At 41.6% G+C, this 14,075-nt stretch carries 14 protein-coding genes; 6 read left to right on the forward strand and 8 right to left on the reverse strand.

Translation table 11 applies throughout. The features are described from left to right. Positions 1-119 precede the first annotated feature (119 nt). Both N5C46_RS03890 and N5C46_RS03895 read left to right on the forward strand, forming a co-directional pair. Positions 120-428 carry a PadR family transcriptional regulator gene (locus tag N5C46_RS03890; protein WP_261751009.1) on the forward strand — a complete coding sequence of 103 codons (309 nt, stop codon included), beginning with the start codon at positions 120-122 and terminating at the stop codon, positions 426-428. A 17-nt stretch (positions 429-445) separates the two neighbouring features. Beyond that, entirely contained in the window at positions 446-1,630 is a 1,185-nt protein-coding gene (locus N5C46_RS03895; RefSeq protein ID WP_261751010.1) for a chromate transporter, read from the forward strand. A gap of 85 nt (positions 1,631-1,715) precedes the next feature. On the opposite strand, the gene pssA is transcribed toward N5C46_RS03895, so the two are convergent. Continuing rightward, positions 1,716-2,390 (reverse strand): CDP-diacylglycerol--serine O-phosphatidyltransferase, encoded by a 675-nt coding sequence (gene pssA, locus N5C46_RS03900; RefSeq protein WP_261751011.1) that lies wholly within the window; start codon positions 2,388-2,390, stop codon positions 1,716-1,718. Positions 2,391-2,600: 210 nt separating this feature from the next. On the opposite strand from pssA, the gene N5C46_RS03905 reads away from it, so the two are divergent. Together N5C46_RS03905 and N5C46_RS03910 are read left to right on the forward strand one after the other, a co-directional pair. Beyond that, on the forward strand, positions 2,601-3,047 hold the full coding sequence (locus N5C46_RS03905) for a DUF2062 domain-containing protein (protein WP_261751012.1): 447 nt from the start codon (positions 2,601-2,603) through the stop codon (positions 3,045-3,047). A 201-nt stretch (positions 3,048-3,248) separates the two neighbouring features. Continuing rightward, positions 3,249-3,473 (forward strand): hypothetical protein, encoded by a 225-nt coding sequence (locus tag N5C46_RS03910; protein WP_261751013.1) that lies wholly within the window; start codon positions 3,249-3,251, stop codon positions 3,471-3,473. 50 nt (positions 3,474-3,523) lie between these two features. On the opposite strand, the gene N5C46_RS03915 is transcribed toward N5C46_RS03910, so the two are convergent. The 4 genes from N5C46_RS03915 to N5C46_RS03930 all read right to left on the reverse strand — a co-directional run bounded on the left by N5C46_RS03915 (position 3,524) and on the right by N5C46_RS03930 (position 7,746). Further along, positions 3,524-3,943 (reverse strand): GNAT family N-acetyltransferase, encoded by a 420-nt coding sequence (locus N5C46_RS03915; protein ID WP_406687172.1) that lies wholly within the window; start codon positions 3,941-3,943, stop codon positions 3,524-3,526. A 67-nt stretch (positions 3,944-4,010) separates the two neighbouring features. Next, positions 4,011-5,216 carry a threonine--tRNA ligase gene (gene thrS / locus N5C46_RS03920; protein WP_261751014.1) on the reverse strand — a complete coding sequence of 402 codons (1,206 nt, stop codon included), beginning with the start codon at positions 5,214-5,216 and terminating at the stop codon, positions 4,011-4,013. 603 nt (positions 5,217-5,819) lie between these two features. Then, complete coding sequence (locus tag N5C46_RS03925; RefSeq protein ID WP_261751015.1) at positions 5,820-6,641, reverse strand: undecaprenyl-diphosphate phosphatase; 822 nt, start codon at positions 6,639-6,641, stop codon at positions 5,820-5,822. Between the two features lie 247 nt (positions 6,642-6,888). After that, positions 6,889-7,746 carry a YitT family protein gene (locus N5C46_RS03930; RefSeq protein WP_406688001.1) on the reverse strand — a complete coding sequence of 286 codons (858 nt, stop codon included), beginning with the start codon at positions 7,744-7,746 and terminating at the stop codon, positions 6,889-6,891. A gap of 436 nt (positions 7,747-8,182) precedes the next feature. On the opposite strand from N5C46_RS03930, the gene N5C46_RS03935 reads away from it, so the two are divergent. Together N5C46_RS03935 and N5C46_RS03940 are read left to right on the forward strand one after the other, a co-directional pair. Then, on the forward strand, positions 8,183-9,430 hold the full coding sequence (locus N5C46_RS03935) for an ATP-binding protein (RefSeq protein WP_261751017.1): 1,248 nt from the start codon (positions 8,183-8,185) through the stop codon (positions 9,428-9,430). 131 nt (positions 9,431-9,561) lie between these two features. Continuing rightward, positions 9,562-9,909, forward strand: a complete 348-nt coding sequence (locus N5C46_RS03940; RefSeq protein WP_261751018.1) for a hypothetical protein — start codon at positions 9,562-9,564, stop codon at positions 9,907-9,909. A gap of 96 nt (positions 9,910-10,005) precedes the next feature. Here the strand turns inward: N5C46_RS03940 and N5C46_RS03945 are convergent, their stop codons facing one another. From N5C46_RS03945 to N5C46_RS03955, 3 genes are read right to left on the reverse strand one after another with little or no spacing between them, the layout of a single operon-like run. Then, complete coding sequence (locus N5C46_RS03945) at positions 10,006-11,859, reverse strand: LTA synthase family protein (protein ID WP_261751019.1); 1,854 nt, start codon at positions 11,857-11,859, stop codon at positions 10,006-10,008. Further along, positions 11,856-13,466 carry an aminotransferase class V-fold PLP-dependent enzyme gene (locus tag N5C46_RS03950; protein WP_261751020.1) on the reverse strand — a complete coding sequence of 537 codons (1,611 nt, stop codon included), beginning with the start codon at positions 13,464-13,466 and terminating at the stop codon, positions 11,856-11,858. Before N5C46_RS03950 ends, N5C46_RS03945 begins: the two co-directional genes overlap by 4 nt. A gap of 11 nt (positions 13,467-13,477) precedes the next feature. Next, complete coding sequence (locus N5C46_RS03955; protein WP_261751021.1) at positions 13,478-14,053, reverse strand: glycerol-3-phosphate acyltransferase; 576 nt, start codon at positions 14,051-14,053, stop codon at positions 13,478-13,480. Positions 14,054-14,075 lie beyond the last annotated feature (22 nt).

A 14,075-nucleotide genomic window follows, 5' to 3' on the forward strand; every position in this document is an offset into this window, starting at 1 on the left:
ATTAAAATTGTGTAAATCTATTTGATCAATCTTTTATTATCGTAAATCGTATGCTATAGTGTAATCAATCGATTTCGATTATCGATATCGAATATCGATATTAAACAGAGGTGATAAAAGTGGAAGATAAAGTATTACGGAAACTATTCCTCGGTTTCATTCAAATACACATTCTTCATCATGCCAAAGAGGAGCCCATTTATGGGACATGGATGCTGGAGGAACTGAGAGAACATGGATATAGCATCAGCTCGGGGACTTTGTATCCGATCCTGCATTCGATGGAAACCGACGGCCTTTTAATAAAAGAAGATAAAAACGTGGACGGGAAAATCAGGAAGTATTATTCCATCACTGATAAAGGAAGTGCAGTTTTGATTGAGGCCCGTAACAAAGCGTTCGAGCTCTTTAAAGAAATCAAAGATTGATAAGAAGGTGAATAATCATGAAATCAGCAATGAATATTAAAACACTACTGGAAATCCTTTTTATCTCAACTAGACTTGGCTTCACCTCATTTGGAGGACCGGTTGCCCATCTTGGTTATTTCCATGAAGAATATGTTCGCAGAAGGAAATGGATGGATGAAAAAAGCTATGCCGATCTCGTTGCCCTCTGTCAGTTCCTGCCTGGACCGGCAAGCAGTCAGGTTGGGATGGGAATAGGCATTATGCGAGCCGGCGTGCTTGGGGGTATGGTTTCTTTTCTTGGATTCACTCTTCCTTCGGTCGTTGCATTAGTACTCTTTGCCCTCTTCCTTGAGGGGGTGGGGGTAACTGATGCCGGGTGGATACATGGGTTGAAGATCGTTGCAGTTGCAGTAGTCGGTCACGCAATCTTAGGGATGGCACAAAAGTTGACGCCGGATTTAAAGAGAAAAGCCATTGCCCTATTTGCTCTGGTTGTCATTTTGATGTGGCAGACTGCCATCTCCCAAGTGGCAGTGATCCTTCTGTCTGCTCTTATCGGCTTCCTACTCTATAAACATCATGCTTCAGATCAGGAAGCTAGAGTGAAAATTCCGATTTCCCGCAGATTAGCGGTGATTTGCTTATTGATATTTTTTGGGTTATTGATTCTCCTGCCGATTATCCGGGAAGCAACCACATTGGAATGGGTGGCTCTCTTTGATAGTTTCTATAGATCCGGGGCTCTGGTCTTTGGTGGGGGACATGTTGTATTACCTTTGTTGGAACGTGAATTTGTCCCGACTGGTTGGTTAACTGAAGAACAGTTCCTAGCAGGGTATGGTGCAGCTCAGGCTGTTCCGGGTCCCCTTTTTACCTTTGCCGCTTATATTGGAGCTGTTATAAACGGATGGAAAGGTGGAATGCTTGCGACGGTGGCCATTTTCCTTCCTGCATTCCTGTTGATTACAGGGGCCTTGCCGTTCTGGGATTCCCTTAGGCAGAATCCAAAGATAAAAGGCGCATTGATGGGGGTGAATGCAGCAGTCGTCGGAATTCTGATTGCGGCTTTCTATCACCCGATCTGGACATCATCGATCCTTGCTCCTGTCGATTTTGCTTTGGCGGCTATTCTGTTCAGTATGCTGGTGTTCTGGAAGCTGCCACCTTGGATGGTGGTAATGGCAGGTGCACTTGGTGGGCTTGTAATCAGGATGATGTAATAAAATACAGAAATGAGCCAGGCAGTCATCGCCTGGCTCATTTCAATTTATTTCTATATCCTGTCTTTCGAATGGAAGGGAACACTCATCTTCTTATAAACCGGTACGCCAGGTAAGCAATATACAAAGGCGTTGCAATGTAAATCAAATAAGGAAACTCTTCATATGTCCCCTTGAAGATGACATACAATAATGCCCCGATAAAGAGTGTCACAATCGTCCCATACTTAGGTAATGGAACCTCTTTCAGGCTCGGTATCCTGATCCTGCTCACCATCAGAAAGCACATCGCTGTAAAAATGACCGTTGTCACGATATTCGGAATCCAGTTACCGAACAGTGTCAGAATGGCCAGGATTCCACCCGCAGCCGTTATAGGGACTCCCACAAAATAATGAAGAGATGATTTGGGCGGACTTGTGTTGAATCGTGCAAGACGATAAGCACCGAATAAAGGGAATAAACCAGCCACTATGAATCCTAATAATCCGAATTGGAAGAAGTATGTATAGTACACTAGAAACGATGGTGCGACCCCGAATGTCACGATGTCTGCCAATGAATCCAATTCCTTACCCAGAACACTGTCTGCATTGAGCATTCTTGCGAGTCTCCCGTCCATACTGTCGAGCATCATGCCTATAATGATTAATACTGCTGCATTTTTAAATTGACCATTTGCTGCAAATCCGATGGATAAGAATCCACAATATAAATTCCCCAAGGTCACCATATTGGGGATTTTTTTCGTTAGTTTCATTTTTAGTCCTCGCTCTGCCAAATATTCTATTAGTATTAGAATACCATTTTATTCATCTTCATAAAGGTGTGTCATGAAAAAATTTCAATCATTCCTATAAAAAACCCCATTTTTAATTTACAAACCTCAAAATTAGACATACTATAAACAAGGATGACACTAACATAAATTGAACGGAATCACATTCTTAAACTATATGGTGATGATTATATGATTAGAAAAAAACTAAGAGAATTAAAATGCCTGACTTTAAAACTATTGCGTCTTAAAGATAATGCTCATAGCATCGCTTTAGGATTCACAGTTGGTTTATTGATTAATTTCGTGCCTTCCTTTGGGATCGGACCTGTCATTTCTACAGCCAGTGCAAAGATATTCAAAGGAAACCCGTTCGCCGGTTTAGTTGGCGGGGTCTCTTTGATCTGGGCTTTCCCTTTCTTCTTTTACTTGAATCTTGTGGTAGGACATCTCTTCTTTCCGCTTGATTCCTCGGGTGATGCAGTGGGAGTCGGATTGCAAATAGGAAAAGCTTTCTTTACAGGTATGATGATCAATATTCCCTTATTCGGGATCCTGATCTATGCCATCATGAATTCTGCCGTTAAAAAATACCGGGGGACATTGCTGACATTTGTTCAAAGAAAGTGGAATGTATAACCTTCCCTCTTTTTGCAGATTTCCGGGTCAATTCCACTCTATTACTTTCAAATTTTTGAAACTCTTTCACGGATTCATTCGTATATATTTTTATAATGAATTCTTACTTATGATTACCACATTTTATTCTATTTCATCTCGCACTTTGTTATAATTTAACTATCACAAGTCGAGCATAAAATGAGAAAGAGGAGGATTGAAATGACTGGAACCATAGCTGTAATCATGATTTTTTCCATCCCCATTCTTGGTATCATTACAGACCATTTCCAAAAACAATCCAAGCTGAAACAAAAAATGATAGAAGATGAACTCGAACTTGAAAAACTCAAACATGAAAATTTTGTCATAGAAACCCAAAAAATGAGGCTTGAATTAGAAAAAATGAACCTCGAAGATCCCAAGGAGAAAACGCATTCGATTTGAAGATATGTAGGGAAAGAGCCGGTCACATAGTGGCTGGCTCTTTTCCATGATTATGTTAAATACTCCTGGGCAAGGGATGGATTGAGATACCTTGCCATTCCCGTCTTCAAACTTTTCATACCGTGTTTTCTATAGAAAGCTTCATTGCCCGTAGTCGAAATCAATAAGACACAAGATACATCCGCGAGTTGCTCCAATAAATCCTTCATGATAAGAGTTGCAATCCCCTTGCGTTGATAATCACGGTGCACGACCACATCATAGATCGTTGCATTGAAGACACCATCCGTCAATGCTCTTCCCACTCCCACAATACGCCCTTCTAAAATGGCCAAAGATACGATATCACTTCTGAGAAATATTTTGGATATCACCTCATTTGAATGTTTAAGCCACCCTACCGAATGGTAAACATCTTTCATTTCATCCAGCCTATCCGGTTCGAAACGGTTCAGGATTCTAACTTCCACCGTCAACCCCCCTTTATTTTCTGCTGTTACTCGACTGTTTCCTTTTAATATACGAGTAAGAATTCCTTCACTGCCCCATTTCCGCTTTCAATTTCTGAATAACGTCACTAACTTGAAGTACTCCCACGTTACCCTCCTTCCTTTTTCTGAGTGACACCGATTGTTGCTGGATTTCTTTATCCCCTACGACCATCATATAAGGAACTTTCTGCATCTCGGCTTCCCTGATTTTCAGCCCCATTTTCTGAACGCGATCGTCCAGTTCCACCCTGAATCCTTCTCTTTCAAGCTGTGACTTCACTTCTTGGGCATACGGGATATGAGCTTCAGATATAGGAAGGATTTTCACTTGATGGGGAGCCAGCCAAAGGGGGAAATCTCCTCCAAAATGTTCAATGATAATCGCCATGAACCGTTCGATCGATCCATAAATGGCCCGATGGATCATGATCGGTCTCTCTACCCGATTATCTTCACCAATATATTCACACTGGAATTTTTCAGGCATTTGAAAATCAAGTTGAACCGTTCCGCACTGCCAGCTTCTACCCAGACAATCCAGAATGTGAAAGTCGATCTTCGGACCGTAGAAGGCTCCATCTCCATGATTGATATGATAGTCGACGCCTCTCTCTTCTAATACACTTTCAAGGTCCCCTTCCGCTTGATTCCATAACTCAACTGATCCCATGAAATCTTCCGGGCGAGTTGAAAGTTCGACTTTATATTCGAAACCGAATTTCCCATAAAAACGATCAATGAGATCGAGAACTTTATGAAGCTCTGCACGAATCTGATCTTCCCTTACAAATAGATGGGCATCATCTTGAGTGAAAGAGCGGACTCTCAATAAACCACTTAAAGACCCTGAAAGCTCATGCCGATGAACCAAACCAAGCTCCCCATATCGGATAGGTAATTCACGATAGCTTCTCCGTTTACTTTTATAAATCAGGACAGCTCCAGGACAGCTCATTGGCTTTATGGCATATTTCTGATCATCCACCTCTGAGAAATACATGTTTTCGTGATAATGATCCCAGTGACCTGACTTCTCCCATAATTCCTGTTTCATCATGATGGGTGTCCTGATTTCCTGATAGCCTGCCTTCAAGTGCTCCTTTTTCCAAAATTCCTCCAGTTCATTCCGCAAGAGCATCCCCTTTGGTAAAAAAAACGGCATCCCTGGTGCTTCTTCCATAGAGATAAATAATTCCAGCTCTTGACCTAATTTCCTGTGATTTCTTTTTTCTACCTCTGATTGAATAGACATGTCTTTTCCTCCTTGAAATTTTGTATATAAAAAACCGCACTCATCCCTAACCAAGGGACGAATGCGGTCGTGGTACCACCCTAATTCCGAAGGACAAAAAGTTCTTTCGTCCTTCGCTCAAAGTTGATAACGGTTTTCCCGATTATGGATACTGTCGTTTCCCCATAATAGCTCCAAGGTGGTAAATCATTTTCCTTTCTTCAGGGCTTGCAGCCTCGTGACCCTGTTCTCTGGTAAGAAAGTGGAAATGATTCGTGTCCTCTTCATAGCGCAAAGCTTCATTCAATTAAAAAAACCGCACTCATCCCTAACCAAGGGACGAGTGCGGTCGTGGTTCCACCCTAATTTCGAAGTGTAAATAAAACGCTCCGCTTAAGTAAGATAACGGTTTTCCCGATTATGGATACTGACCTTCTCCATAATAGCTCCAAGGTGGTAAGACATTCAATTCTCTTCAGGGCTCTCAGCCGGTGACCCTGTTCTCTGATCAAGAAAATAGTGAATGAATCATGTCCTCTTCTTTGCTTTCGTATAGTATATTCTCATTCTGATAAAAGTGTTATTGAAATTATATGGGAGTATTTTCTACCTGTCAAGGTTACATTATACAAAAATCAGTAAAATAATCCCCACAAGAACCAGACGGTAAATGGCAAAAGGGATTAACTTGACTTTATTGATCACTTTTAAGAAAAAGCGGATCGATAAATAAGCAAACAGGAACGCGCTGATGAATCCAACAAGTAAGAAAGGCATGAATTCAGCATTAAAATACATCCAGTTTTTCATCAGGGAAAGAGCGCTTGCACCCAACATGATCGGTACAGCCATAATAAAAGTAAAATCAGAGGCTGCACGGTAGCTTAATCCAAGCAATACACCCCCTGATATGGTAGAACCAGACCTTGAAAAGCCCGGCCATAATGACAGACATTGTATCAGACCGATCAGCAACGCCTTCTTGTGGGTGATTTCATCAACGGTCTCCACCGCCTGTACCTTTGGCCGGAACACATCGGCAGCGATCATAAGGAACGCGCCTATGGCTAACCCCGCCAGGACCGTATTTAGTGAAAAAAGATGTTCATCGATGTAGTCTTCGAATAGTAAGCCAAGGATGACTGCCGGGAGCAATCCGACCAATATATGTGATAGTTTTAATTTTGATGATCTTTTTTCTTTACGGGAATTCAGTCCCAGTAAATCCTTGAATCTGTCCCGAAACACGATGACTACCGCAAGAATGGATCCAAGTTGAATGACTACTTTAAACGTATTGGCAGGATACTTCCCCAACACTTCTTTGGATTTGATCCAGAGATCGTCCACTACGATCATATGGCCTGTAGAGGATACTGGAGCAAACTCCGTCAAACCTTCTACCATACCGAGAATAAATGCTTTAATGAGTATTACAACTTCCATGATTATGTTCTCCTCTATTGAAGATGATATTTTTTACTGACTCGATGGAAGGTTCCTCATTGAATGTTCTGAATCTAATTAAATCGAGTACTTTCTTCCTCTCAATCTAGATAATAGTACTACAAGGACATGTAGACGACAATAAGTATATATACATAACCCAGTACAAAAAGAATATAAAAAAACACAGAACTGGGAGTAATTCCGATTCTGTGCATCTTTCATGGAACTTTCATATCACTTTTGGTCAATGAATGTCTTTTTTCTTAAACCTTCCACCCCTTACCTCTGCGATATCCGCTATCGCCAGAAACGCGGAGGGATCATGCTCAGCCACGATGTCCTTCAACTTTGCCTCCTCAAGTCGTGTGATGACACAGAATATGACCTTTTTGTCATCTCCTGAAAAGGCACCTTCCCCTTTTAAATAAGTGACGCCCCTGCCTAACCGATGAAGGAGTGCGTCTCCAATCTCTTCGTAATTCTCACTGATGATCCAAACGGACTTAGATTCATCCAGTCCTTTTATCGTAATATCTATAAGCTTAAATGCAACATAATAAGCGAGTAGAGAATACATGGCCCTATCCCAGCTGAAGACAAAGCCTGCACTGGCTAAGATGAATAGATTCACAAACATGATGATTTCCCCAACAGAGAAGGGAAGCCTTTTACTTGATAGAATGGCGAGGATTTCAGTTCCGTCCAGGGAACCCCCGTATCGGATGACCATACCGACCCCTATGCCGAGAACGATGCCCCCAAATAAGGATGCCAACAGAATATCTTGTGTAAAGGCTGCAACCGGATGTAGGAAGGTTGTAGAAATCGAAAGAATGATAATGCCATAAAGCGTAGAGAATGCGAAGGTTTTACCGATTTGTTTATAACCGATGAAGAAAAAGGGGATGTTCAGGATAAAGATAAAAAGACCCAGCTTAATGCCCGTTATGTGGGAAAGCATAATGGAAACGCCGACAATCCCTCCATCAATGACCTGGTTGGGAACAAGGAAAATCTCAAGACCGACAGCCATGATCACAGCTCCTACAGTGATCAGGAACGCCCTCTTCACCACTTCTTTCAATGGGATTTTCTTATGCATGACCTTCACCTGCTGCCGTTGATGCAAGACCTGTCCTTCGATCATCATCATTCCTCCTCATGGGATACTCTAACTGAACAGCCGAACTACCCTATGCACTTGGCAACACCCACCTATGTATCATACCTCTTCATCCAATGCCCTAAAAACAAGCCTGTATAACGTATATATTCGATCCTCCCTGCTAAAATACCTGCTTATAGAGAGGGACGGACCTCGGAATAAGTCACATATACGATCTCGAACTTGCTTGTAACCTGCTTCAACACTGCATTTCATCAAAACGATTGCTTAAAAATCCAAGCGATTTAGAGGTCCGTCCCTGAAATTTGACTAAAAGGGAGAAATAAAGTATTTTTAATATTTGTATGTTCGTGTGTTATCAGACAGGGAGCCATTGGGGTTCCTTTAGTCAATTAGTTTTGGGGGCTTTTCTTTGATTACATTAATCAAAACTTTATTGGTCAATATTACGATATTATTTTCTTTTACTTATAATGCAAATGTTCTTTTTCCATTCAAAGAAAAACAGGATTCTATTTTTAAACATAAAATCACGTACGGGTTGATTGGATCGTTTGGAGCCCTTTTATGCATGTTGTATCCCATTGAAACGCTTGGGGCCACCCATTTTGATTTACGAATGATTGCAATCCTGATTTCAACCATCTATGCAGGATTATTATCAGGTTCCATCGTGCTCGGGTGTGTCATCATCGTCCGTTATTTAATCGGAGGTCCGTACGTTGGAGTGGGTATCGCCGTTTCCGTATTGGCTCTCCTGATGGGAATGATCTTTCGTAAGATGTTGCTGAAGACACAGTACAAATTTTTAGGAAGTACACTTATCTTTCTGATCCACTCCATTTTCTACATTACGATTATTAACGTCTATATTCCAATTCTGCACTTGCCTTTTTATATTATTTATTTTTCTGTTTTTTATTTTACCTTCCTCTCCCTAGTGTTCATTATCGAGCACTTGATTCGAACGAATAAACAGATTGAAGAAATGGTATATCTTGATAAACTGAATATGGTTGGACAAATGGCGGCTTCGATCGCTCATGAAATCCGTAATCCCCTTGCCACAGTGAGAGGTTTCATACAGCACCTAAGCGAGGATTCACAGGATAAGAGGTTAAAAAGGTACTCTCCCCTCATCCTTAATGAATTGGATCGAACGAACAAAATTATCACCGACTACCTGAGCGTAGCCAAACCAAGCGGATTTCAACTGTCAAGGCTTAACATTGAAGATGTCATCGGGGATTGCGTGGACCTGTTAAGACCTTTTGCAGCTTACTCCAACACTTCCATCGTATTTCACAGAAACGGCTCCCATCATATTAAAGGTGATGAGGACCATTTGAAGCAAGCCATCATGAACGTTATGAAAAATGGAATCGAATCCATCGAGAATCAAGGTGAAATTTCAATCACCCTAAAAGAAGATCCCTTCTCTCACTCTCTTTATATCAGCATCTCGGATAACGGAAAGGGAATGACCCCGGACGAGTTAAAGAAAATCGGCTTACCCTTTTATACAACGAAAACCAAAGGAACGGGATTGGGAAGTATGGTGACAAATAAACTTATCCGTGAAATGGGGGGGATGATTGAATATGAAAGTGAAGTGGATAAAGGGACTGTTGTAAGAATCAAACTGCCACTTCTTCCTTAAAAATGAAACGTTAGAAAGAGCTTGGAGCCCAAGCTCTTTTCTTATGGTGTTTTTCACCCTTACCCCGCAATCTGTGATAAACTGATTTTATCAGTATTTTCCAATATTTTTTTGAAAGAAGGAATCGAACAATGAACAAAAGATGGACGTTTCTTTTTGTCATGGCTGTAATCATAGCACTAAGTATTGTTACGATCCTCAACAGACCGACGGAAAAAGACTTTGAAGAGTGGCTTCAGGAGGAGTATATGATCGATTGCAACGAAGATTGTTCCATCATTGAAATGAATAGTGTTAGTGGAGATATTACCGAGAAGATTAAGTATTCTGATGTAAGAGGTACCTATTCCCCGGGGATATTTACTTTACGTATAAGCAGACAGTATAAGAGCCTGTATGATCCTTTGCACACCACTCATATCGACGTGATTGGGTTCAATGGTAGATTTTATCCCCTTCATTCTGACGATAAAAGATAAAGGATCACGGATTTTGTTTACATAATAAAATTATGATCATTTCATAAATTAAAAACCCCCGGCACTCACCTAAGCCGGGGGTTTTCAATTACTTTTCTATTCCAGAAATCTCAATAAGTCGCCATATAAAATGTCATCTGACATCCTCAACTCTTTTCTAACCGTTTCCTTGAATGGATCACAGAAAGAATCATTGACAGACTCCTCACTCTTTTTATTGTAGCAAACATTATCCTGGAAAATATACTTATCTGTAATGAAATCCCCATCCCGGAAAATAACGGGATGATTTTCATTTCGTGTGAATAGGCTATGACCAAATGAGAGAGCATTCTTTGTGTCTATCCCCAATAAATGCAGGACCGTTGCCCGGATATCGATTTCCCCTCCAATGGTGTCAATCGTCCTTGGCTCTTCTCCCGGAACATGGATGATCAGGGGAACCTGCTGAAGCTTGGCATGGTTGACTGGGGTATCCTTCTGCCCCAATAGTTCAAATACACCCGGTTCGTATTTCTCGGAAATCCCGTAATGATCCCCATAAAGGACCACAACCGTATTCTTATACATCCCATTTGCCTTAAGCTTTTCAAATAATGTTTTGATCGCTTCATCCTCGTAGCGGACCGTTGTGACATAGCGGTTTACAACATCTTCATCCGTAGAAGCTGTATCGATGAATTGATCATCTTCTTCCAACAAAAAAGGGAAATGGTTCGTGAGTGTTATGAGACGCGTATAAAAGGGCTGAGGGATCTTCTCAAGATGTGAGATTGTCTGCTCGAAAAAGGGAATGTCCTTTATCCCATAATTGATCGAATTATCTTCTGTTACCGCATAATCTCTCTTTGAAAAATAGCGATCGTAACCCAGAGACTCATACATCATTTCGCGGTTCCAAAATGTCCGCTCATTTCCATGAAAAACGGCTGCATAGTAATCATTTTTCCTTTTGAGCATATGTGGAAGGCTGGCGTAGGTATTATCCGGTTTTCTCACAAAAGCTGATCCACTGGATAATGGGTACAGCCCGGTGTCGATCATGAACTCGGCATCTGACGTCTTCCCTTGTGCCGTCTGATCGTATATATTACTGAAGTAAAAACTGTCCTTAATCAGGGAATTCAAAAATGGTGTGATTTCTTCTCCATTCACTTTTGTATTGATAACGAAATTCTGGGTGGATTCCATGCTGACTAATATCAGGTTTTTCCCCTCAGCCACCCCGAATAAGTCAGAAGGATCTTGTTTTGTAGATTGAGTATACTCCATCGATGCCTTGGTGTCGGATTTGCTCGCAAGCAGATGGGAGAATGGGTTCGTTGCGGCAATTCCGATGTCAAACATATGATAATTATAAGGGCCAACGGATTTAACCATTTGTTCCCTATCATAGGACTCGGCAAATAAGTAGGGGGATTTCAGCAATCCCATCCCGATGGAGAGCACCAATAGGGAGAGACTCATTACAATATAGGTCAACTTCCATCTACGGGACAATCTGTCAGAAGCTGCCCTGCCTTTCTTCATCATCCATCCTGCAATGATGATATCGACCAATAAGAGGCCATCCCACGGACTCATCAATTCAAACGTGCTTGGTCCGATCCCCCCTACATTCTTAAATTGAAAAAGAATGGGAACCGTTACGAAATCAGAATAAAATCGAAAGTAAAGAAGGTCGCCATAAAGGAGACCCGTCGCAATCCCCATAAAAAGAACGACCAGGATCTTCTTGACCCTTTTAAAGAAAAAAAAGCTGAATCCGATTAATATCATGATGGAACCGACCGGATTCAATAATATGAGCAATACGTCCAGAAAAGTCTCTATATGGAGGTTGAACCCTATCAGGGAGACCAAAACGGTTTTGATCCATAGGGAAAGCAGGGCAAACCCAACCAGTTTATTTGTCTTAAAACACGAAAAAAAATCGTTAATCCTACTCATTTCACTACCTTTGTTCCAATCATACTGTTATGTACTCCGATGATCATTGTCATGGCATTCAAAACCTCTCGTTCGTTGTGTTCACCCATGAGTGCCACCTGCACCCAATTCCTTTTGATCAAATATTCACTTTCATAGCTTAATAAGATACCCCGACTCTTGCAGGCATCCCCGAATTGTCTACTACACTGTTCCCTATTTAGTGCAAGGGTAATCACACCGGGGGAATAATCTTTCCCCCCGAGGATTTGAAACCCTCCATCAGCCAACATCCGTCTTACATGTTTTGAGATTTTCATGGTCCCATCATAGTCAATCAACTGAAAGGCTTCTTTTAAAGCGGCCAGTAGATTTGAGGAATGAGTATAGGGAACACTGCCATTCGAAGCATACATACCGACATCTAAATATCTGGGAATCGAAGGACTTGGATTGATTATTTCACGGTGAAAAATCAGGGCGAGTCCAGGATACGAGCCAAGTCCTTTCCCGCTGACCGAGGTGGCGAGAAACACGTTATTAAAATCGACTGGAACCGTTCCGACTGAACTGCAGGCATCGATACAAAGTTCTACATCGTATTTTTGACAGAGTGAAAGAATTTCTATTATTTTATATAAATAACCTGTCGATGTCTCACAATGAACCGTCCAAAGCCATTTTATACCGGGATCACATTGAAGAACGGTTTCGATTTCTTCTATCGTTATGTGATCATTCCACTCTTTTTCGAGTGTATGATAGGATAAATCGAATCGTTTACCATGATCCATCAATCTACTGCCAAATTCTCCATTTGAAAGAATAAGACCTTTTCCCGGAATCCTTTTCAACTGAGCTGCCACTATATCATTCGCTAATGTTCCCGTTCCCACTGCTACCTGTACATGATTCGCCCCCGTCATATCACGTAAGCTCTTTCTTACTACTTCCATTTCCCGAAGAAAGGAGCTGCTTCTATGAGAAGTTGCGTCCCTTTTGAATGCAGCCTCCACTGTTGGATGAATTGACACTGGACCTGGAAGGAAAGACCGGGTCGTTCGTGCACCCGTTTTACGGATCATTAAGCGCTGAAATGCTTTTGTTGAATTCTCGAAGCTTTCACGTGTCAGATACATAGGTTGAAACCTTGCTTCCTCTTCTCCCACAAGTTCAGCAAAGGGAAGAAAGCCGATCCGCTTATAAAGTTTAAGCTGACGTACGGTGCCGGAAATCAACGCCATAGTGAATCCCTGCTCCAAACAATAGGACACGAGGCGGTCACATAATTGATAAAAGACCCTTGTACTTCTATACTCTTCCTTAACTGAAAGTAGCCTGACTTCACAAGGGACAGCCTGATCAGGTAGATACTCGTCCAGATTGTCCAGCTTTTGATCTAACGAAAAGGGCCGTTTGGACCTTACGGCAATCATCCCGACGACTTCCTCATCCGCTTTTGCGACCACATATGTATTCTCATCATGAAATTTATCCACCAGCATACACGTATCATTTTCTTCGTGCTGAGGGATTTCTTCCACGAACGTTTGATAATTTAACGCGTATATTTGTTGAAATTCATCCGCTTCGCATGCAATTTTATAGTGTAGAGTATTATTATTCATTCTCCTACCTCCTATGTATCGACTGAATGATGAAATGATCGGTTATGGAACAATAGGACAGTTATAAATAAAGCCCCAAGGCCTATAGCTTTTGTGAATGAACCTTCAATCACATAGGCAGTCAGCGGGATGGTACCCATTGAAAGAAAACCTGAGAATGTGTATTTCCTAATGATGAGGTATGATCCCCCCATCATCATAGCGAAAACACCAATACTTAACGGGCAGAGAAATAATGCTGAAGCCAAATAGGCTACAACCCCCTTCCCTCCGTGAAAACCGAGTTGAAGGGGAAACAGGTGTCCAATCATGATTGATAACGCGCTTATGATCAAATATCCCTCCCCATCCGTCAGTATCGAGGTGAAGGAAAGTGCCAATAAGACTTTACCTGCGTCTATAAGGAGAGTCAGTAAAAATCCTTTCTTCCCTGCCACTCTGCCTGCATTCGTTGCGCCTACATTGCCGCTTCCGATCCTACGAATATCCTTACCAGTGAACCATTTCACTATATAATAAGCGCCTGTGATGCTTCCCGAACCGTAAGAAACCAAAACGATTACACTTAAGATAAATAGCTGACTCATCAACCCTTCTCCTTGCTTTATA

Source organism: Rossellomorea vietnamensis, from assembly GCF_025398035.1.
Taxonomy (GTDB): domain Bacteria; phylum Bacillota; class Bacilli; order Bacillales; family Bacillaceae_B; genus Rossellomorea; species Rossellomorea vietnamensis_B.

What these genes read in the sequence shown, in the direction of transcription:
- N5C46_RS03945 (WP_261751019.1), bottom strand. Translation starts at nt 11,859, where the DNA reads ATGAGTAGGATTAACGATTTTTTTTCGTGTTTTAAGACAAATAAACTG.
- N5C46_RS03930 (WP_406688001.1), bottom strand. Translation starts at nt 7,746, where the DNA reads ATGCATAAGAAAATCCCATTGAAAGAAGTGGTGAAGAGGGCGTTCCTG.
- N5C46_RS03895 (WP_261751010.1), top strand. Translation starts at nt 446, where the DNA reads ATGAAATCAGCAATGAATATTAAAACACTACTGGAAATCCTTTTTATC.
- pssA (WP_261751011.1), bottom strand. Translation starts at nt 2,390, where the DNA reads ATGAAACTAACGAAAAAAATCCCCAATATGGTGACCTTGGGGAATTTA.
- N5C46_RS03950 (WP_261751020.1), bottom strand. Translation starts at nt 13,466, where the DNA reads ATGAATAATAATACTCTACACTATAAAATTGCATGCGAAGCGGATGAA.
- N5C46_RS03905 (WP_261751012.1), top strand. Translation starts at nt 2,601, where the DNA reads ATGATTAGAAAAAAACTAAGAGAATTAAAATGCCTGACTTTAAAACTA.
- N5C46_RS03910 (WP_261751013.1), top strand. Translation starts at nt 3,249, where the DNA reads ATGACTGGAACCATAGCTGTAATCATGATTTTTTCCATCCCCATTCTT.
- N5C46_RS03955 (WP_261751021.1), bottom strand. Translation starts at nt 14,053, where the DNA reads ATGAGTCAGCTATTTATCTTAAGTGTAATCGTTTTGGTTTCTTACGGT.
- thrS (WP_261751014.1), bottom strand. Translation starts at nt 5,216, where the DNA reads ATGTCTATTCAATCAGAGGTAGAAAAAAGAAATCACAGGAAATTAGGT.
- N5C46_RS03925 (WP_261751015.1), bottom strand. Translation starts at nt 6,641, where the DNA reads ATGGAAGTTGTAATACTCATTAAAGCATTTATTCTCGGTATGGTAGAA.
- N5C46_RS03940 (WP_261751018.1), top strand. Translation starts at nt 9,562, where the DNA reads ATGAACAAAAGATGGACGTTTCTTTTTGTCATGGCTGTAATCATAGCA.